Here is a 19,217-nt window from a genome sequence, read left to right as displayed (position 1 = left end):
CACTCAAGTTGAATGTGGGATCAAGTTAACTCAGTCACATAAATTTGCTGTCAATAGCTCCTGGGTGAATAGTTACTGTGGGAGTACTACTCGGTAAATGGTGATGATGGCTATGCGGGCCAGCATGACGTCCCCGATATTCCAGGAGCTTACTATTCGGATTATCGCTATGCCGCATTTCGTCTGACCAATTTAGCGACGGGTGAATACTACTCACGCTACTGGAAATCGAGAAAGCTCAACCCAGACGACATGTTTCAAGACAGCAATTACATTTATGTGCATGCCGGATTGTTCAGTGATGTCAGTGTTGAGGTTTTGAAAGTGACGGAAGAGCCGTACAAAAACTACGGTTTGAATTACGGTCGATACCGACCAACCGCACAACGTGTTCAAGGTTACATTGCGTTTAAAGGCGGCGGCCGAAGTGCAGGGCTGAGCGTTGGCTGTGACCACGGTGGAGGTTGCTACAGCGGCTGGTATGGCGATTGGCCTGGCGCATGGGGGTGGGCAAATCAAGTGACCTTCATCCGAGGCGCACTTTGCCAAGTTTCAGACTACACACCTGTGGTGACCATACCTAAAACAACGGCGGCGTCCTTAAATGGCGGCATATCTTCACAAGCCAATTTTACTATCGGTCTATCGTGTGAACTTGATGCGGAATCGGGAACCACATCCAACACCAGCAGCAGCTTGACCGCGACCAGGCCAATAGCAATTGGATTGCTAGCTAATTCAGCCAACGCCGTTAGCCAAGCCGAGTTGTTGGGACTTAAAACAACAGGCGGAGGTTTGACGTACTTGCTAAGCAATTACTACGGCAATGCGGGCGTGGCGGAAGGTGTTGGCATCAAGATATATGACGACTCGGGCACCGCGATGAACTTTTTGCCAAGCCCGACTACCGGAACGGGAAATTCTGGTGGGTGGTATGGCTTTAAAGAAGTCACACCACTGGAATCGACAGACACGTCTTTAGAAACATATCGAGGTCACTTCACGGCCTCACTAGAAAAAATAAGTGGCGAAACTGCCACCCCAGGGACAGTTTATGCACAAGCTCAAATTATCGTTACTTTTCAATAGCTTTATATGCTTGTTCTTTTTCATGGTTCTCAATCTTTGGATATCGACTGCGAACGCTGCTGTCGACATCGATAGAACTCGAATTGTAATGAATGAAGGACACACAGAAGCCGGCTTTATGCTGGCAAACACTGGCAAAGAAAACGTGCTATTGCAAATTTGGACAGATACAGGGGAGCTCACCGTTTCCCCTTCTGAAGTGGAGACGCCTTTGTTTGTTGTTCCGCCTATTTTCAAGATGGCGCCAGAGGAAGTAAGGGGGGCGCGTCTGTTACTTAATCGAGAAGATTTGCAGTTCGATGACCGCGAAAATCTGCTGTGGTTAAACATCTTTCAAGTAAACGAAGTGACAGATGAAGCCAATGCAAGCAGCCAAAAGATCGTTTTGCCATTGAGGTTGAGGTTGAAGGTTTTCGTCCGTCCAAAAGGCATCGAGAAACCGGGTAAACAAGCATTTGAAAAACTTCGTTTCATTAAATCGGGGGAGAACTTGAAGGTGGTCAACAACCTGCCATGGTATGCGAATTTTCTCGCTATCAAAGTAGGAGAGGAGAAGTTTGAAAGAATCACTGTTGAACCTTTCTCCAGCATTAATCTAACGCTGGCTCAACAACTAAAAACACAACAAGTACAGTTCGACATCCTAGGAGATGACGGCAATACAACAAACTATAAAAGTACCTTGGTTAATTAGCATTTAAGTGGTGGATTTATGAATTACAAGTTTGAGAGGGAGCTCGCTTCTTGGCTAGAGGAAAAGTCAATCTCTAGAAAAGAACTGATCGCGATTTTACAGCAAAATTATTACGAAGAATTTAAAGGTTTGGACACGATCACTTTGAGTCTTTGGTTGAACGGGAAAGTGGTGCCGCCTTTGTATAAACAGTTCTACATAGCACGTTCGTTGGAAGTGAGCTTGATAGATATCTTCCTTAATATCGACGAAAGCCAGCATAAATTTCCAGTGCGTTATGCATCGGTCGTGGCTAACTTGGTAAAAGCATTCGACTTCTCGTTAACCGCGCTCTCGTACTACAAGGTGACAGAATGCGTTCGAAGTGAAGTGCGCTGTCAGACTTACTATGAGCATGTGGATACATTCCAAGATTTTTACAGCAATGTGTCCGCTCTAGAGGGCTTCATCAGTGAACTTTATGCGATGAAGACGGACATCAAATATCAATGTATTTTATTGAAAAATAAGAGAGATGACATCGTTGGTCACTGGGCGGGCATCCTCAATTTGGAGAAGTTAAATAACCTACCAAGTTTTATTTCTATTCCTGAAAGTGAGCTAAAGCGCAGCTGCTTAGTGAAGCTGGGTTACTCAATGAACTCGACTCACTTTTTTGAATTAGTAGTGCAGGCTATTTGCTATGACTTACTCGATCTTTATAAGACAAAAGACTACGTATACATGTTTGTTTCTGGGTACCCAATTCTAGAACTGGCGAAAAAAGTGTTTAACGCAGAAGAAGTGAAGTACTACCCACCGAAGGACAGAAGCCAAAAAGTCGGCTTATACCTTGTTAAGGTGGATATCGTTCGCTCCATTGCAAACCCAATTTTGATCCCTAAGGTCAAAAAGAAACTTCAATGTCTGCAAGATACAAGCAAAGATTGCAGCTTCTGTAATTTGAGACAGTTTTGCTAGCTCTCACCTTATAGACTGACCGCGCGCGTATTATATAAGAACCCTTGTAAGCCCCAAAAAGGCACCTGATGTAGAGTGATATCGCTTCGCTCTAGGTGAGACTCGACCCGTTCAATGATCAGCTTTGTGCGGGTCCTCTTACTCAGTTCGATAACTTTGTTGTAGTAGTTGTCTTCGCCTGAGTGTTCGACTTTCACGAATTGATAGAATCCAGAAAGTAACTCTTGCTCTCTAAAATCAGCGTTGAGGTCATAATCATCCACGGCCAATAGCACTTTGTGGTCGCGGAGAAATTCAAAGCCTTTACGAACGCTAGAACAGTCTTTACAGACATTTCGTTCAGTGATTTCAAGGACTAAATAGGCGTTAAGCGCTTCTAACGCGTTCTTAAGCATTACAAGATCGCACAATAGATACTTATCGCATAGATTGCTTCTCTCTAGGTTGATAAAGAGGTGCTTGCCGGCGAAGTCACTCACATGGCGATTAATGTATCGCTCTAATCGAGTGACTAACGCACGGCTTAGATGTGGATATTTTATTTCTCTTTTATAGACGTCGTTAGCAAGTTTCTTTGAAAGATTAATAGGGTCGATCAAAACTTCGTAGCCAAGGTTTGTTCCGTTTTCATCGACGATCTCTTGTAGCTTGTAATTGATATCAGAAAGGTTGATCTTGCTGTTTTTATTTAAGTAATCTTCAATCAAAAAGCACATTTGTCCGTTATTCCATTTTCTTGAACATGATGGTGATGAACTCCATCTCTTCATCGGAGATAAGTGGTTTCTCATCGAGTAGCGATTTCCTTTTAAATTCAATGACGCCTTTGATTTCGTGGAGCTGTTCTGGCCTCATTTCATTAATGCGTTGTTTTATGTAATTAAACTCGCTGTGTTCTACGCTATTCATGCTCATTCCATTGCTAGTGTATTACTGTGTCGCGGGTTGTTATCAACGAGGTAAATGTAATAAAAACCACCAAGCATTGAAATGGCACTTCTATATAAAAATGTCCTAAACTGCTAAGCCTTTCTAAGTGCTCATATTTCCCTGTCAGGCTGTACCATTGATGTCGGGCTTCGCAATTCTCCTTTGGTTGCCATTGAATTGTTTGATTTTTGATCAGAATGAACTAGCGTCAAGAAAGGAGCAGGGAGAGAAAATATGCTGACTTTAAACTATCACGTCGAGATTGCCGCGACGCCTCAACGCGTATGGAGCGTGTTGACTGATGTCGAACTATACAAGCGATGGGCGCAAGCCTTTTCACCTCAGTCTCAATTTGAGGGTGCATGGGAAGAGGGAAGCGACATTACTTTCTTTGATCCAGATATGGGCGGGACAAGGGCGATCATCGATACGGTGCTACCGCTACAAAAACTCGAGTTTCATCATGTTGCCATTTTTAACCCGGATAATCGGCAGCAGTTGGATGGGGATTTGGCATCTAAGTGGAGCGGATCTCGTGAGATCTATCAGATCGAGACGATAGAAGATCGCTTGTTGCTGAGTATCACCATTCATACTCACAGTGATTTTGTGTCGATGTTCAATCATGGTTGGGAAAAGGCACTGCCATTGATCAAGCTCATCAGCGAAGAGTGAGTTTAGATTGCGGGTCAATTTGGGCTGACGACAGGTTGCTTGTGGGTATACAATAGCCGCCAATTTGCGCACCAAGAGAGTTGATGATGGAATTTAAGGTTGATACCCACACGCATACGTACGCCAGCGGCCACGCTTATAGTACGTTGATTGAAAACGCGAAATCGGCAAAAGAGAACGGGCTGGATATGTTCTGCACGACCGACCACGCTGAATCAATGCCGGGTGCGCCTCATTACTGGTTCTTCTCTAACCAGAAAATTCTGCCTCGCTTTCTTGAAGGCGTTGCGATTATTCGCGGCGTTGAATCTAACATCATGAACACCAAGGGTGACATCGATATTCCAGATAGTGTTGATCGCAATTTGGATTGGGTGATTGCTAGCTTTCATGAGCCAGTGTTCCGCCCAGCGGATAGTGCTACGCACACTGAAGCGCTGTTGAACATCATCAAAAACGGTCGTGTTGATGCGCTAGGCCATTTGGGTAACCCCAACTTTGACTTCGATTTCGAAGCTGTACTGAAGTGCGCGAAAGAGCACAATGTTGCGATTGAAATCAATAACACCACATTGAAAGGCAACAGCCGTGTCGGTAGCGTAGACCGTTGCCATGAAATTGCACAAATCGGTAAAGAGCTCGGTGTCTTCTTCACTACAGGCAGTGATGCGCACTTCTGCCACGATGTAGGTAACCTGAGCTTGGTGGGTGAGTTAATGGATAGAGTTGGCATCGATAGCAGTAAAGTTATTACTCACTCAGCACAACAATTCTTAGCCTTCTTAGAACTGCGTGGCCGTATGCCAATTGCAGAGTATGACGAGATTCGCAACGCATAAACTTGATTACATTTTTGGTTATGCAAGTGTTAAGGGATTGCTTTACACTGCTCGCATTAAAAAGCCGACTCAGAATTCGGCATTCAATGGAGAAGTGAAGATGTTACGTCCTTTAGTGTTGGGGTGTGCAATTGCGTTAGGCTCAACGTACGCAATGGCAGAAGCCGTCGACTTAAAACAAAACATGAAGCAGATGAAGATGGAATTCAAACAGGCGGCAGAAGCGTCTGATGTTGAAACCATGAAATCTGCGATTGATAGCTTGCAAGCGATCGTTGAACAATCTAAGCGTGGTAACTACCCACCAGAGAAGTTCGATATCTACCTAGAAGGTTTTAACAAGCTGACGGTAACGCTAGATAAGATTGAAGCGGATCTTGATGCAGGCAAGCTAGAAGAAGCGAAAGACCAACTGCGTGAAATCGATAGCCTTCGTGAAGAGTACCACGACAAACGCAACCCAAGTATCTGGAGCAAACTGTTTAGCTAACCGTTTATCCAACTTGAAGAAATGACCATCAGCCTGCCACTTCGGCGGGCTTTTTAGTGCCTGTCAATCGAGGTATTCAAGAAAACCTGTGAGGTAGCAACCACTTATTGATCCTGTTTTTGAGCTACCACTCAGAATTGGTTACGCTGTGTGAAATTTGTTAAGTCACCGTTATGCGTAGATTAATTCCTTTTTACCGCTCGATGTTATTTGCTAGTGCTCTCAGTTGGGTGCTAGTGACGCTGATGCCTGTTATCAATGCTCATGGTAACAGCATGGGCGTGTGGGCGACGTTATGTACGCTTAACGGTTTTGAGTTGGTTCAAATAGAAGAGGGCGACAATTCTGTCAGCCACAAAGGTAAGCCTTGTCCTTTTAGCCACTTCTCGACTTTTCATCACGATACACTTCCAACGACACCAATACTCTCAAGATTGAGCTTGGTGATTTCTGACAGCTACGCTTATTTGGCTCTAAGTGTGCGATTTGAAACGCCAGTTCCTCGAGCGCCGCCAGTTTCCCTTTTCTCATAACAAAAACAATTACAAGTAAAGTCACATAACACTGCCACTTCGAGCAGTGGTACTCCTGAATCTAAGTCAAATAGCGCCGCATACGAATACGTATGTGCAGGATGCGTTTGGCTGAATTTGGGTGTTCAACAATGAAAAAAGGAAAATACACATGTTGAGAAACTCGGCAAAGCCTCAACTCAAGGAAGCCTCACGCGCAAAATCCATCTACTTTATGACTTGGCGATGGCACTTCTACGCAGGTTTGTTCGTCATTCCATTTATGCTGATGCTTTCCCTCACGGGATTGGTGATGTTGTTTGATGACGAAATCGAACTGGCTCGATACGAAGCGACATTGCAAGTTTCACCACAAGAGCAAATGGTTCCTGTCTCTGCACAATTAGAAACCGTAAAGCAGGCGTATCCCGATTTTAATGTCACTCAATTTGTACCTGCTAAAACGGCTGATATGGCCAACCGATTCTCGATTCAAAACCAAGAAGGCAGCTCGTTAATTGTTGCAGTAAATCCTTATACAGGAGCCGTACAAAGCACCATTGACCGTGGTGATAGCATCTATGAACTGATGAACAGCATTCACGGCACGTTGCTCATCGGCGACCTAGGCGACCGTTTGATTGAAATCGCCGCAAGTCTGGGGATTTTGCTGTTGGTGTCTGGTTTGTACCTTTGGTTACCGAGAAACAACGCAAGCCGCGCTGGCTTTTTGAAAATTCGCTTTAACAATGGCCCTCGGATTTTGATGCGTGACCTGCATGCGAATTTAGGTGGCGTGCTGTCGATTGTATTGTTGTTCTTTTTGATTTCAGGTTTGTCGTGGGCAGGGATCTGGGGGGCGAAAATGGTACAAGCTTGGAATACCTTCCCAACCTACTACACATGGGGTGAGAAACCGGAATCTACACTGACACACAAAGATCTTAACCATGGCGCTTCAGAAGAGATGCCATGGAACTTAGAGCTTGCTGCTGTGCCTGAATCGAAAGATAAGCCCGCTCATGATCATGCCAATATGAAGGAAGAGATGGCATACGCAGGTAGTCATGATGCGCTCTCTATTGATGATATCATCCTCAAGGCTGAAATGATGGGCTTCACTGGTTATAAACTGTTTTTGCCGCGCTCTGAGACGGGCGTTTACACCGTTGCAGCTAACTCTATGGGCGGCGATATCTCCGACCCAAGACAAGATCGCACTAGTCATTTTGACCAATATTCCGGTCGCTTGTTGGTGGATGTCACATGGCAAGATTACAGTTTGTTTGCCAAGTTCATGGCGGCAGGTGTGTCATTGCATCAAGGTGATGTCAGTGTGCTTAACAAAGTGCTCAACGTAGTGTTCTGTTTGGCGTTCATCTTAATCTCAGTCACAGGTGTGGTGATGTGGTGGATTCGGAGACCAAGTCGCAGTGCTGCATTGGGTGCGCCACCTAAGTTTCAGCAAGACGGTATTTGGAAGCTTGGCTTAGTAACGTTGGTGATATTGTGTCTGGCGTTTCCGATGGGCGGTTTGGCGATTGTTACGGTTCTCGCACTGGATTGGCTGTTGTTCAACCGCGTAGAGAAGCTGAAAACAGCATTGAGTTAGCAACACAGAAAAGAGTGGAGTAGTAAAAGAGCCAGCGACGTGCTGGCTCTTTTTATTTCTGGTAAATCTCCAGCGGCAAGCCATCTGGGTCTTGGAAGAAGGTAAAGGCTTTGCCTGTGAATTCGTCAATACGAATTGGCTCAACTTCAACGTCATTCGATTCTAGGTAGGCTTTCACCTGTTCAACATCATCAACCAAAAAAGCGAGATGCCGTAGCCCTTGCGCTTCAGGAAAGCTCGGTCTCTCTGGTGCGCCCGGAAAGCTAAACAGTTCAACTTGACTGCCGTCAGGTAAAGCGAGGTCAAGCTTGTAGGAGTCTCTGGCTTCGCGATAGTTTTCAGCAATGACTTTCAATCCCAACACTTCAGTGTAAAAGTGTTTGGCCTTTGAGTAATCGCTGCAAATGATCGCGACGTGATGAATAGCATTAAACATGGTTAGCCTCTTCAAGCATGGTTAGTATCATAGGAGACTAAATGCTCCTTAACGAAGTCGATAAACACGCGCAGACGAGCAGGCATGTATTTGGTTTGTGCATACTGCATCGCGATAGCGCCGTGGTAGTTACTCTTGATCATCCAATCCGGCAATACCTCCACCACTTCTCCTTGCTCTAATGCGTCTTTGATCACGAAGTCATGGAAGATCCCAATTCCCAAGCCAGACTTAACCCCGTTCAAGCGCATTTGAGAATGGTTGACGGCGTAGCGTCCACTCACGGCAATGGAGTGGAACGCTTCTTCTTTAAAGAATGACCAGATGTTGTCTTTGTCGTTCTCGGCAAGGTAAATACAGTCGTGCTGCTCAAGCTCGGTTGGGTGCTCAGGCATACCGTGTTTGGCTAGGTAATCTGGAGAGGCACATAAAACAAGATTGGTCTTACTAATCTCTTTGAGGACCAGATTTTCATCGGGTTTGTCGGTGAGCTTGAATGCGACATCAATACCTTGGCGGAAAAGATCAATCTCACCATCTGCTGCACGCAGCTTAAGCTGAATATTTGGATAACGTTCTAGGAATGGCAACACAAATGGTTGAAGCACCGAATTAAGAAATGCTTCAGGGGCTGCCACTGTGAGTGCGCCTGTTGGCTCGGCATGATCTTCTGCAGATAGCTCAACGGCTTGCTGCGCGGCATTCACCATTGCGATGCTTTGGTCGTAAACCTTTTGCCCAGCTTGAGTAATGATCAACTTACGAGTCGTGCGCTCAAACAGTTTCACCGAGAGGGCTTGCTCTAATCGTGTTATCAACTTACTTAAAGCCGATGGCGTTACGCCGAGTTGTTTAGCAGCAGCGGTAAAACTGCCCTCGTTTACCACCAAGATAAACGAAGCAAGATCAGGAAGTAGGGCAATGAGTTTTGGATTAACCATAATTGTTCAGTTCTGCGCAGCGGAATAACGATATTGTCTGGTACGGTTTCACGAGGTTCAAGTGTCACTGTCTCGCTTTAACGATATTTTGCCAAAAATGCATTGAGTGCAGGCAAGCCAGATTCACCAGTATGGTATTGCTGCCAACAGTGATCAATGGCCGTTTCGTGGTCTGCAATCAACTCGATAGCTTCTCGTTCAGCGATTGAATATTGTTGTGAAGCTTTCACTTCTTCATGCCACTCTCGATACTTGACCTCATAAGGTTCTACCCACTTCAGAAGAGTCGCCACCAACTCTTGCCATGGTAAACCAATCCATTTGGTTGCATCTTCCAAGCCTTTATCCAGCATCTCTTGGTATCGACTTTCGATATCCATGCCATTTGTCAGCAGTACAGGTTTGAGCTTTTCTGCGGTGAGCTCTTCCACTTCAATCAAGGTTTGCCACAGCGTTTGTTGTTCACTTTGGGCGTAATGGCTCAAGTAGTGGTTGAAAAAAGCGATGCCGTAGATTTCGCCATAGTAGGCAGACAGAACGTTATGAATCATGGTGAGAATCGTGATTTAAACAGAGAATACCGCATTGTAGGAGGGGAAAGCGCGACGTGTAAATACCTGATTAAGAGTAAAAAAGTGCTGCTGACAGAATTCGAACAGAACTTGTGAGAATTTTATGAGAATTCGATGAAGTTGCTGATAGATTTGCTCGTCATTCTTAGAGGCAAGAACGCAAAACGTTCGAAACGTAATGCTTAACCTACTCAAGTCACGAACAAAGAAGTAAAGCCGTACACATGGGCTTGGGTAGTTCAACCCTCATTAAAGGATGGAATCACAATGAAAAAACGTACCCAACTCGGACTCGTCATGACTTCAGTCGCTATGGCACTAGGCTCTGCATCAGTGAATGCAGCGGAATTGGAAATCACCGTGACAAACGCAACCAAAGGCATCTACTTTACGCCTCTTATTGTTGCCGCACATGGCTCTGACCTTCAAATGTTCAGAACGGGTCAAGCAGCAACGCCAGAACTAGAAGCAATGGCAGAAGGCGGTGATATCTCTGGGCTTGCTAGTGTGATTGGTAACGCTGGTGGTGCGGTGGTAGAGAACCCAGCTGGTGGCATTTTGAATCCAGGTGTTGCAACCACCTTCACCTTGGACAGTGGCGACCATGGTTATCTTTCTCTGAGCGCGATGTTGTTGCCAACCAATGATGGTTTCGTCGGTCTAGATAGTTGGAAGATTCCAACGGAAGCGGGTACATACCGAGCGACGCTAAGAAGTTACGATGCCGGCACAGAAGCGAACGATGAACTTGCGTCTAGCATGCCAAACCCACCTTTCATTACCTTTGGTACTGGCGGCACAGGCGTTGAAGCAACGGTAACTAACGACAAAGTTCACGTGCATCCGGGTAACCTTGGTGATAGCGATCCAACTGGCGGCATCAGTGACCTAGACAGCAGCAGCCATCGTTGGTTAAACCCAGTTGCAACCATCACAATCGTTGTGAAGTAAGGGGGATGTATGAAATACAGAATCTTACTAGTAGCAGCTTCAATCGGCTTGCTCGCCGGTTGTCCAAGCGATGATGATAATGACGTAGTGAAATCGTACCGCTACACCGTCAACGTGGCGAACTTGACTGCGAATCAACCTATGTCTCTGCTCGCGGTACTTACTCACAATGGTGACTACCAACTGTTTGAAATTGGCCAAGCGGCATCCGTTGAACTTGAGCATCTTGCCGAAGGCGGCAGTAACGCCGAGCTGATTGAGTTGATGAACAGCAATGACAGTGTTTACCAAGGTATTTCGGGCAATGGATTGGTGTTGCCGGGTGCATCTGACGAAGTCACCATCACGGTTGACCCTAGTCGTTACGGCTACTTGTCTGTGGCATCTATGTTTGTGAATACCAATGATGCCTTTGTTGGCGAAACGGGGCTATCGCTCAAATCGCTCGCAGTGGGTGAAAGCTATGAAATGAGCATGAACGTTTGGGATTCCGGTACAGAGCTAAACGATGAGCTTGCCGCAACCATCCCGGGCCCAGCAGGTGGCGGTGAGGGCTTCAACGCCACTCGTAATGACAGCAGTGACGCTGTTGCATTCCATGCGGGTGTTGTTAGCCAAGATGACGGATTAGCAAACTCAGCACTCTCTGCGAACCATCGTTTCTTGAACCCAGGTGCGAAAGTCACCATCACTCGAGTCGAGTAACACAGGCTCCGATGACGTCTCCTTTCCAAAGCGCTTGTAGTCGAGCGCTTTATCCCTCATGGCGTCATCGGAACCTTTTTTGAAAGAATTTCTAATTTGTTCCGGTCATGTGCAAAGTGAGGATACTCGAAGGCAAGGAAAGGACCATGGAACAACAGGCAATCAATTTAGTCGCGAACATCTTGTTGGTGGAAGATGACGATGATTTGGCAGAACTGGTTCAGATGCATCTCAAGTTTCAAGGACACCAAGTGTCGCGAGCCACAAATGTCGCCGATGCTAAAGCGCAATACCAGCAACAACCCTTTGATTTATTGATCCTTGACCGAGGTTTACCAGATGGTGATGGCCTAGATATCTGCCATTATTTGCGTCAGCAACAAGATTGGAGCCCAGTGCTCATGCTGACAGCCAGAGACGGTGAAATGGACAAGGTTGACGGTTTAGAAGCGGGTGTTGATGACTACATCACTAAGCCATTTAGCGTATTAGAATTCCAAGCACGAGTGCGAAACGTGCTACGCCGAGTCAGCCAAACCGCAGAAGCAAAGGTGGCAAATGAGGTCCTCGACGATGCGATGGATTTTGGTCCGCTGAGAATTATTCCGGAGTTGCACCAAGTATCCTTAAACGATAAAGATGTCACGCTCACCGCGACGGAGTTTACGTTGTTGCAGTTTCTCGCGACTCGTCCTGGTAGAGTCTACAGTAAAGATGAGCTGCTCGATCATGTCTGGAACACCAGTCATTCTGGTTATCACCATACGGTGTGTAGCACTATAAACCGTTTACGCAGCAAGTTGTCGTTGTCTGATTCTGATCATCACTTCATTCAAACTGTTTGGGGTGTTGGATATAAGTTTCAACCAAGACACTAATGCAAGAAAGTAACTCAAGACAGTAAGTCGGCAGTTGTTTTCACCGTCATTTTTCAATCATCACGGGTGTTTCAGAAACATCGCTGTTTAAGGAGGCGATAGGATGAGCTTCAAATCTCGCTTAGTGGTATTTACTAGCTTGTGGTTTTGCCTCGCGGCGGTGGTGATTGCACTGACTTACAATTGGCAAAAAGAAACCATTGAGTTACGCACTAAGCAAAGCCTACATAAAGAGCTGGCAAGCCACATGCGTGATGATAATCCGCTGATGATCGGGACGGATTACAATCCGAAAGCGCTCAAGTCGATTTTTCACACGCTCATGCTGATCGGCCCTGATTTTGAAATCTACTTCCTCGATAGCCAAGGTAACATCACCACCCATGCTGCACCGGAAGGGGCGGAGATCATGGGGAAGGTGGATCTCAATCCCATTAAGCAATTCTTAAATGACCAGCCTTTTCCTATTTTGGGTGAAGACCCACGTAATCGTGGTGAGCACAAAGTCTTTTCTGTTGCGGCGATAGAGGAATTAGGCTCTACGGTCGGTTATCTCTACGTGGTGATTGGCAGTACCCGACATGACGCCATTGCCAATGCTCAAGTCGATACTCCTTACATCGCGCTGGCAGGATTGGTCTTAGTGTCCATTTTAGGTTTTGCTCTTGGGGCTTATGTGCTGGTCAAACGTAGCCTATTGAATCCGATTGAGCGTGTGACCAAGCAACTTCAACAGCAAGCTGAACATGATTTCCGCCTGCAACCTGATTTTACTCACCAAGTGCCGGAACTCGTGCCGATTGCACACTCTTATCAGATGATGGCGAAGCACATTCAGCAGCAGTTTTTACAGTTGGAGTATCAATCGTCTCATCGTCGTCAAAGCTTGTTGCAGCTTAGTCATGATTTAAAAACGCCTTTATCGAGCGTGCTGGGCTATTTGGAAACGTGGCGTTTGCAACATCCGGAATCCGATCCTTTGATTGACGTCGCTTTCCGAAATTGTGAGAAGCTCTCAACTCAATTGCATTCTTTGTTAGACGCCGCGCGCAAAGAAGCTCCAATGCCAAACTACGAGTACCGCCCCGTAGATCTTGGCGCGTTGATGGCAGAATGTGCTGAAACGATGCAAAGCCAGTTTTCTCGTAAAGAAGTGGTGTTGAAAGTGGATATCGATAGCGAAATCCAAACCGTGGGTGATAAAGGTCTTTTAGAGCGGTTGGTGCTTAACTTGCTTGAAAATGCGCTGCGCCATAGCCCAATTGGCTCAGAAGTGCATTGCCAAGCGCATTTGAGTGAGGATAAGTCGCGCATCCACTTTACCTTCGTCAATCACATCGAGAAAGAAGCGGAGGGCGGTTCTTTGGGGATCGGGACGAAGATTGTCCAATCGATCTTAATGCTTCACCACAGCTACCTTGAGACCAATGCAACATCCTCTCAGTATCAACAGAAGTTCACTCTAAGAGCGGTGTGAGCGTTTTCTCACCGCCTTTAGGTTCTTACTCTGATCCCCTAGTTCCAACTCTTATCACACATAAAGCAAGCGCCTATCTATCGGGCGCTTTTTGTTTGTCTCATATAACCGGTATTTCTCTTAAGCTACACACTCAATGTAATTGCTGAAAACAGAATCGGCTAGTCATACTCATTAAACATTAATTTCATCTCGAATAATTCATACAATCCGTTATTTAATCGTTGAACAAATAACATGTGCGAATAAAACGTATTCTGTTACATGTTTAACGTGCTAGATTGCAATATTAACCTTGTTGTCTAATTTGTGATGAAAATATTACAAACATAATTTTTATCTTTTCGTAGAGATTATAAATTGATTTGTGATTTATATTAGCAATAAGTGTTTTAGTGAATATTTTAATATGTGTTTGGTTGTCTATTTGTAGGCGTGGGAATTGTTGCTTATATCATCAGATGGAATGAAAAAGTGGAACTAAAGTCACTTAATTGCAGCGGAAAAATCTAAACTATAGACCTATTAGGTAATAATGGTTTAGTAACAGATAGTTACGGATTCATAATTAATAATATGGCTAAACTTCCGACAAGGATCGAAAAGATGAGCGACAAGGAATCTATTCAGACTAATCGCAGCCGCCGCAATTTTTTAAAAGGTGCAACTGGTGCAGTTGTGGCTGGCGTCAGTGCTTCAGCGTTTTCTGGTGCTGTTCAAGCAAAGGAACCGAATATCGACTGGAGCCGTCTAGGTAAAAAGAACGATAAACGCTTTTGGCGTAAAGTTCAAAAGCAGTTCGTATTGGATAAACGAACGACTTACATGAACATCGGTACGACAGGTTCAATGCCAAAACATGTTCTGGAAGGTTACGAAGACAACAACAAAATCGTTGCTAAGTACCCGTGGGATATGAAAGACAAGTTTGGTGCTTGGCCTCATGTTTCTGAAATGGTGACGCAAGTAGCGCCGGGCTTTGGTGCTAACCCAGATGAAATCATTCTGAGCCGCAACACCACTGATGGCCTATGTTCTATTATCAATGGCCTTCATTTCGAACCGGGCGATGTCATCCTAACGACTCACCACGAACACGTTGCTGCTACTTCTCCAATGAATGTAGCAAAACACCGCTTCGGTGTGGATGTGGTCGAAATTCAACTTCCTGTTTTCACTGGTACTGAAGACGTTTCTGAACAAGATTACATTCAAGCGTTCCGCGAAGCGATTGAAGCCCACCACAACGTTCGTCTTATCGTCTTCTCGCACATTACCTACAAAACAGGTACCACACTTCCAGCCAAAGAAATCTGTTCTCTAGCAAAACAACACGGTATCCCAACCTTAGTTGATGGTGCGCACACTGTTGGTATGTTCGATTTAGACTTCCACGATATGGATTGTGATTTCTATGCAGGATCTGGTCATAAGTGGCAGTGTGGTCCTGGCGCGACAGGTATCTTGTATGTACGTGATAACGGCAACCGTTTGAATGAGTACTGGAGCGATCGCGAGAATCCATTGTGGTTGATCAACTCTTCTCTTTCTCACGCTGATTACCTAGGCAAGCAATTGCAAATGCAATACATTGGTAATGACAACTACCCAGCAAAACAAGCACTTGCTGATAGCTGTAAGATGTGGGATGAGATTGGTCGTGACCGCATTCAAGAGCGCGTTCTTGAACTAAGTGACCTATGCAAAACGCTGCTTAATGAAGCGTTACCACATGCTCAAATGTACTCGCCAAATGTGGAAGGCTTAACCAGCGGCCTAACGACGTTCAACCCATTTAGCGATGTGACAGATGAAGAACGACTCACCTTGTTCCGAGACCGTCTGCGTGAAGACTATGGCTACATCATCCGTACGACAAGCTTCAAGCTGTACAAAGATGATGCTTACGAAACACAAGCACTGCGCATCTCAACGCATCTATTCCACGATGAGAAAGACGTAGAAGGGCTTGTAGAAGCCATCACGGATCTTTACTACTCGTTCTAACGTTGTTGAACTTTCAAAGCGCCCTTTATTGGGCGCTTTGTGGAAGAGAGGGATATTCACCATGTCAGTGAAAACAATCAAACGAACCATGACGGCACTTACCGTTGCTCTTGCTTCAATCATGTCGACTTCTGCCTCGGCGGGCGATCTGCAAGACATTAAAGACAGTGGCGTGCTGCGTCATATCGGTGTGCCTTACGCCAGCTTCGTTTCTTACATTGATCAAGGGGAAATGCAGACACTGACAGGTCTTGATGTCGATATCATTAAAGGGTTTGCTCAATCTCTCGGCGTGCGTTACCAGTACGTGCCAGCGCAGTGGAATAATGTGGTTGGTAAACTGACAGGCCAGCAAGTCGAATACAAAGATGCGCAGCTGGTTGTGGGTGAGAAGATGCCGGTTGAAGGTGATCTGATTGCTAACGGTGTCACTATTTTGGATTGGCGTGCTCAAATCGTCGATTTTTCAGATGACTACTTCCCATCTGCTGTGTGGCTGGTGGCTCGTACCGATTCTACTCTTACGCCAATCACTCCGACTGGCTCGGTGGAGCGCGACATCACCAAAGTCAAAGCTTTGATTAACGGACGTGAAGTTCTGGCGATGGAGCACTCATGCCTAGACCCAAATCTTTACAACTTGTATGACACGGGTGCTAAGGTGATTTTGCCTGATGGCCAGCGCCGTTTGAACGAAATGGTTCCTGCCATCATGAAGAACGATGCAGAGAGTACGCTGCTAGATGTGGCAGATACACTGATTGCATTAGAAAAATGGCCAGGTGAAATCAAAGTCATTGGCCCAGTCTCTGAAAATCAAAAAATGGCGGTTGCCTTCCGTAAGGATTCTCCTGAATTAAAAGCCGCGTTTAACCAATATTTGAATTCAATTAAGCAAGATGGGACGTACCAAGCTCTGGTCGAGAAATATTACCCATCTATTTACTATTTCTATAATGACTACTTCTTAGAAGATAGTAAGAAAGATATATGAGAAAGTCTGTAAAAAAAATATCAAGCAAGAAGATCATTACCATCAGCGCGATTTTGGTATCGCTCTACTTGGCGATGCTTATTACTGTGACGAGTTTAGGTCAAAATAAATTAAAAGATTCACAACACCGAGAACTCGGCCTAAAGGTGAAAAGTTACGCAGGTACGCTTGATAATTTATTTACGCTTGCCAGCGAAGATATAGACCATCTATCCACCGACAAAACGGTGCAGACCTTTTTTGCTAACCTCGCTTCTGGCATGTCGATGGAATACGGCTTGGGTGCGAGTTTGATTAATTTGAAACGCAAGCTGCAAGAAAAGTCCGAAACGAAAATCGTCAACAACCAAATCATCTACAAGAAGCTGACTCTGATTGGCCTTGATGGCTCAACGATCGTCACAACCGGGGTGAAAACAGACCATCGTATCGACACCTCGCGATTACTGCAAAACCACAAAAACACCGAAGAGATACGAGCCGTTCGTGATGACGGCAGAGTGTTAATCCAAGTGGTCAAGCAAGTGATGTTCTCAGGCAAACCGGTTGGTTATTTGATTGCTGACATCAACAAGAAAATGGTGATTTCTCAACTCACCAATCAGGAACATGAAGACAGTTACAGTCGCATGGTTCTGAAGATCAATGATGTTGAAATGGAAGTCTGGGATTCGATCAGCCGTAAGTTGGAACAAGAAAACGTTACGGGCCCAAACGCGCTATCTCAAGAGCTTAAAGAGAAGATTTACTTCGAAGTGCCAATTGAACGTCATCACTTTGAGTTGATGGCGTGGTTTGAATCGCTCAGTGAACGCGACATCTATACCTCACGCGTGTTCATTACTGGATTGAGTATTCTTGCTATCTTGATTGTGTTTGGTCTCTTGTATGCGTTTAGCCTGAATAACACGCGTGTTGAACTTAAGATCAAACTGGAAGAAGAGAAAAAGCGTAAAGACTTTCTGTCTCAGCAAAACCAACGATTAACCAGTGAAATCGAGCGTCGTAAATCATCAGAGATGGAGCTGGCTTACCAAGCAAAACACGACTCTCTGACTGGGCTACCAAACCGAGTATATGGCTCAGAACGTTTGGATCTGGAACTGTCACGCGCTGAGCGAATGGGTTCAAACGTGTTGGTTATGTTCATTGACCTCGACCACTTCAAGCAAATCAATGACTCCATGGGTCACTTTGTCGGTGATGAAGTCTTGAAGCTGGCAGCAGAACGCCTGCACAACGCGGTACGCAAGACTGACTTACTCGCGCGTATTGGTGGCGATGAATTCCTCTTGGTTATCCCTGATTTGCAAGATGCCGACAGCGCAAAACGTTTTGCAACGACTGTCCTGTCTGTGTTCAATGAACCGTTTGTTTGGCAAAACCACGAGTTCTTCCTATCGGCGAGTGTCGGTATGTCAGTATTCCCAGAGGATGGCGACAACGCAGAGCAACTATTGGCGTGTGCAGACATGGCGATGTACCGCGTGAAGCAAGATGGTCGTGATGCCTTCTGCTTCTATGACCACAACATGAACCAAGATTTGCAGCGCTTCTTAGATTTAGAAAGCCGTCTGCGTCATGCCATTGCGCACGATTTATTGGAGCTCTACTACCAACCTATTATCGACTTGAACAGCGGTACGATTGTCGGCGCTGAAGCCTTGATGCGTTGGAACGATGAGAAGTTTGGTTTCGTTAATCCAGAAGAGTTTATCTCGATTGCCGAGAAGAACGGTTTGATTCATCAGCTAGGGGATTTTGCAATTCGCCAAGCGTGCCACCAAGCCGCTCAATGGCAGACCGTTGCACCGCTGTTCGTGTCAGTAAACTTCTCTAGTGTACAGTTTAGATACTGTGATCAACTCTTAGAACAAATTAAGCAGCATCTCGAAGAATCAGGATTACCTGCCGAAATGTTCGATGTAGAAGTAACGGAAAGCTTGCTCTTCAACCACAGTAATGAACTGATGGGGATGTTAGACAGCTTACGAGCATTGGGCGCGAAGCTCACCATTGATGATTTTGGTACTGGTTATTCCGCATTAAGTTACTTGCAGAAGTTCCCGTTTGATCGCCTTAAGATCGACCGCAGCTTCTTGCAGAACATGTTTGAGAATGAGTCCGACCGTGAGCTTGTGAACGTGATTATTGCGATGGCGAAAGCGCTGAATCTGAAGATCGTCGCAGAAGGCATCGAAGAACAGCGTCATGTGGATTATCTGAAAAACCTAAACTGTGAGTTTGGACAAGGTTTCCACTATAGCCGACCATTACCTGCTAAGGACTTTGAAGCACTTTTAGCTAAGCCGACTTGGCTATAACTCCTTTCATTACAACCTCATAGAAAAGCATTAACTGGATTCGTGCCTCAGATTCATTAATGCTTTTCCACCTTGAGGGATAATCGTTCTTCCTTCCTTGAATTACACTACACTTAATTGATAAGTAAGTG

At 45.4% G+C, this 19,217-nt stretch carries 20 protein-coding genes; 15 read left to right on the top strand and 5 right to left on the bottom strand.

All coding sequences use genetic code 11. The features are described 5' to 3' along the window. The first annotated feature begins 75 nt into the window (after window positions 1-75). From stbD to KJB05_RS26135, 3 genes are read left to right on the top strand one after another with little or no spacing between them, the layout of a single operon-like run. Window positions 76-1,089, top strand: a complete 1,014-nt coding sequence (gene stbD / locus KJB05_RS26145; protein WP_244142972.1) for a fimbrial usher protein StbD — start codon at window positions 76-78, stop codon at window positions 1,087-1,089. After that, entirely contained in the window at window positions 1,025-1,783 is a 759-nt protein-coding gene (locus tag KJB05_RS26140; protein WP_244868326.1) for a fimbria/pilus periplasmic chaperone, read from the top strand. The genes stbD and KJB05_RS26140 overlap by 65 nt, the downstream gene beginning before the upstream one ends. Window positions 1,784-1,801: 18 nt before the next feature. Then, window positions 1,802-2,743 (top strand): XRE family transcriptional regulator, encoded by a 942-nt coding sequence (locus tag KJB05_RS26135; protein WP_208446142.1) that lies wholly within the window; start codon window positions 1,802-1,804, stop codon window positions 2,741-2,743. Between the two features lie 8 nt (window positions 2,744-2,751). On the opposite strand, the gene KJB05_RS26130 is transcribed toward KJB05_RS26135, so the two are convergent. Together KJB05_RS26130 and KJB05_RS26125 are read right to left on the bottom strand one after the other, a co-directional pair. Then, a complete protein-coding gene (locus tag KJB05_RS26130; RefSeq protein WP_208446143.1) occupies window positions 2,752-3,459 on the bottom strand; it encodes an EAL domain-containing protein in 708 nt (235 codons plus the stop codon). 7 nt (window positions 3,460-3,466) lie between these two features. Beyond that, the gene (locus KJB05_RS26125) at window positions 3,467-3,652 is read right to left on the bottom strand and encodes a hypothetical protein (protein WP_033005232.1); all 186 of its coding nucleotides are present in this window, start codon (window positions 3,650-3,652) and stop codon (window positions 3,467-3,469) included. A gap of 255 nt (window positions 3,653-3,907) precedes the next feature. Here KJB05_RS26125 and KJB05_RS26120 point away from each other — a divergent pair, with 255 nt between their 5' ends. From KJB05_RS26120 to KJB05_RS26100, 5 genes are all read left to right on the top strand, one after another. Next, complete coding sequence (locus KJB05_RS26120; RefSeq protein ID WP_208446144.1) at window positions 3,908-4,348, top strand: SRPBCC domain-containing protein; 441 nt, start codon at window positions 3,908-3,910, stop codon at window positions 4,346-4,348. Window positions 4,349-4,434: 86 nt separating this feature from the next. Further along, entirely contained in the window at window positions 4,435-5,187 is a 753-nt protein-coding gene (locus KJB05_RS26115; RefSeq protein ID WP_208446156.1) for a phosphatase, read from the top strand. Between the two features lie 100 nt (window positions 5,188-5,287). Continuing rightward, window positions 5,288-5,677 carry a cytochrome b562 gene (locus KJB05_RS26110; protein ID WP_054824339.1) on the top strand — a complete coding sequence of 130 codons (390 nt, stop codon included), beginning with the start codon at window positions 5,288-5,290 and terminating at the stop codon, window positions 5,675-5,677. Window positions 5,678-5,850: 173 nt separating this feature from the next. Then, on the top strand, window positions 5,851-6,210 hold the full coding sequence (locus tag KJB05_RS26105) for a hypothetical protein (RefSeq protein WP_063344780.1): 360 nt from the start codon (window positions 5,851-5,853) through the stop codon (window positions 6,208-6,210). Between the two features lie 151 nt (window positions 6,211-6,361). Beyond that, entirely contained in the window at window positions 6,362-7,801 is a 1,440-nt protein-coding gene (locus tag KJB05_RS26100; protein ID WP_208446145.1) for a PepSY domain-containing protein, read from the top strand. A 52-nt stretch (window positions 7,802-7,853) separates the two neighbouring features. Here the strand turns inward: KJB05_RS26100 and KJB05_RS26095 are convergent, their stop codons facing one another. The 3 genes from KJB05_RS26095 to KJB05_RS26085 form a co-directional block, all read right to left on the bottom strand. Continuing rightward, window positions 7,854-8,237: a VOC family protein gene (locus KJB05_RS26095; RefSeq protein ID WP_208446146.1), complete on the bottom strand. Its 384-nt coding sequence runs from the start codon at window positions 8,235-8,237 to the stop codon at window positions 7,854-7,856. A gap of 11 nt (window positions 8,238-8,248) precedes the next feature. Next, window positions 8,249-9,178, bottom strand: coding sequence for a LysR family transcriptional regulator (locus KJB05_RS26090; RefSeq protein ID WP_208446147.1), 930 nt, complete (start codon window positions 9,176-9,178; stop codon window positions 8,249-8,251). A gap of 77 nt (window positions 9,179-9,255) precedes the next feature. Beyond that, the gene (locus tag KJB05_RS26085; protein WP_208446148.1) at window positions 9,256-9,729 is read right to left on the bottom strand and encodes a hypothetical protein; all 474 of its coding nucleotides are present in this window, start codon (window positions 9,727-9,729) and stop codon (window positions 9,256-9,258) included. Between the two features lie 288 nt (window positions 9,730-10,017). Here KJB05_RS26085 and KJB05_RS26080 point away from each other — a divergent pair, with 288 nt between their 5' ends. The 7 genes from KJB05_RS26080 (at window position 10,018) to KJB05_RS26050 (ending at window position 19,086) form a co-directional block, all read left to right on the top strand. Beyond that, entirely contained in the window at window positions 10,018-10,701 is a 684-nt protein-coding gene (locus KJB05_RS26080; RefSeq protein ID WP_005384002.1) for a spondin domain-containing protein, read from the top strand. Between the two features lie 9 nt (window positions 10,702-10,710). Next, entirely contained in the window at window positions 10,711-11,406 is a 696-nt protein-coding gene (locus tag KJB05_RS26075) for a spondin domain-containing protein (RefSeq protein ID WP_208446149.1), read from the top strand. 146 nt (window positions 11,407-11,552) lie between these two features. Next, window positions 11,553-12,284, top strand: coding sequence for a response regulator transcription factor (locus tag KJB05_RS26070; protein ID WP_006741967.1), 732 nt, complete (start codon window positions 11,553-11,555; stop codon window positions 12,282-12,284). A 103-nt stretch (window positions 12,285-12,387) separates the two neighbouring features. Beyond that, entirely contained in the window at window positions 12,388-13,761 is a 1,374-nt protein-coding gene (locus KJB05_RS26065) for a HAMP domain-containing sensor histidine kinase (protein ID WP_208446150.1), read from the top strand. Between the two features lie 606 nt (window positions 13,762-14,367). Next, a complete protein-coding gene (locus tag KJB05_RS26060) occupies window positions 14,368-15,768 on the top strand; it encodes an aminotransferase class V-fold PLP-dependent enzyme (RefSeq protein ID WP_020195783.1) in 1,401 nt (466 codons plus the stop codon). Window positions 15,769-15,829: 61 nt separating this feature from the next. Then, entirely contained in the window at window positions 15,830-16,762 is a 933-nt protein-coding gene (locus KJB05_RS26055) for a transporter substrate-binding domain-containing protein (RefSeq protein ID WP_208446151.1), read from the top strand. Then, window positions 16,759-19,086 carry an EAL domain-containing protein gene (locus tag KJB05_RS26050; protein ID WP_208446152.1) on the top strand — a complete coding sequence of 776 codons (2,328 nt, stop codon included), beginning with the start codon at window positions 16,759-16,761 and terminating at the stop codon, window positions 19,084-19,086. Before KJB05_RS26055 ends, KJB05_RS26050 begins: the two co-directional genes overlap by 4 nt. Window positions 19,087-19,217: the final 131 nt, after the last annotated feature.

Source organism: Vibrio sp. B1ASS3 (assembly GCF_905175355.1).
Lineage (GTDB): Bacteria > Pseudomonadota > Gammaproteobacteria > Enterobacterales > Vibrionaceae > Vibrio > Vibrio owensii.
This window is presented reverse-complemented; position numbering and strand designations above follow the sequence as displayed.

Excerpts from the sequence above, each read along its gene's own strand:
- KJB05_RS26100 (WP_208446145.1), top strand. The coding sequence starts at position 6,362 with ATGTTGAGAAACTCGGCAAAGCCTCAACTCAAGGAAGCCTCACGCGCA.
- KJB05_RS26050 (WP_208446152.1), top strand. The coding sequence starts at position 16,759 with ATGAGAAAGTCTGTAAAAAAAATATCAAGCAAGAAGATCATTACCATC.
- KJB05_RS26130 (WP_208446143.1), bottom strand. The coding sequence starts at position 3,459 with ATGTGCTTTTTGATTGAAGATTACTTAAATAAAAACAGCAAGATCAAC.
- KJB05_RS26055 (WP_208446151.1), top strand. The coding sequence starts at position 15,830 with ATGTCAGTGAAAACAATCAAACGAACCATGACGGCACTTACCGTTGCT.
- KJB05_RS26075 (WP_208446149.1), top strand. The coding sequence starts at position 10,711 with ATGAAATACAGAATCTTACTAGTAGCAGCTTCAATCGGCTTGCTCGCC.
- KJB05_RS26125 (WP_033005232.1), bottom strand. The coding sequence starts at position 3,652 with ATGAATAGCGTAGAACACAGCGAGTTTAATTACATAAAACAACGCATT.
- KJB05_RS26070 (WP_006741967.1), top strand. The coding sequence starts at position 11,553 with ATGGAACAACAGGCAATCAATTTAGTCGCGAACATCTTGTTGGTGGAA.
- KJB05_RS26135 (WP_208446142.1), top strand. The coding sequence starts at position 1,802 with ATGAATTACAAGTTTGAGAGGGAGCTCGCTTCTTGGCTAGAGGAAAAG.
- KJB05_RS26110 (WP_054824339.1), top strand. The coding sequence starts at position 5,288 with ATGTTACGTCCTTTAGTGTTGGGGTGTGCAATTGCGTTAGGCTCAACG.
- KJB05_RS26060 (WP_020195783.1), top strand. The coding sequence starts at position 14,368 with ATGAGCGACAAGGAATCTATTCAGACTAATCGCAGCCGCCGCAATTTT.
- KJB05_RS26080 (WP_005384002.1), top strand. The coding sequence starts at position 10,018 with ATGAAAAAACGTACCCAACTCGGACTCGTCATGACTTCAGTCGCTATG.
- KJB05_RS26105 (WP_063344780.1), top strand. The coding sequence starts at position 5,851 with ATGCGTAGATTAATTCCTTTTTACCGCTCGATGTTATTTGCTAGTGCT.
- KJB05_RS26115 (WP_208446156.1), top strand. The coding sequence starts at position 4,435 with ATGGAATTTAAGGTTGATACCCACACGCATACGTACGCCAGCGGCCAC.
- KJB05_RS26095 (WP_208446146.1), bottom strand. The coding sequence starts at position 8,237 with ATGTTTAATGCTATTCATCACGTCGCGATCATTTGCAGCGATTACTCA.
- KJB05_RS26065 (WP_208446150.1), top strand. The coding sequence starts at position 12,388 with ATGAGCTTCAAATCTCGCTTAGTGGTATTTACTAGCTTGTGGTTTTGC.
- KJB05_RS26090 (WP_208446147.1), bottom strand. The coding sequence starts at position 9,178 with ATGGTTAATCCAAAACTCATTGCCCTACTTCCTGATCTTGCTTCGTTT.
- KJB05_RS26120 (WP_208446144.1), top strand. The coding sequence starts at position 3,908 with ATGCTGACTTTAAACTATCACGTCGAGATTGCCGCGACGCCTCAACGC.
- KJB05_RS26085 (WP_208446148.1), bottom strand. The coding sequence starts at position 9,729 with ATGATTCATAACGTTCTGTCTGCCTACTATGGCGAAATCTACGGCATC.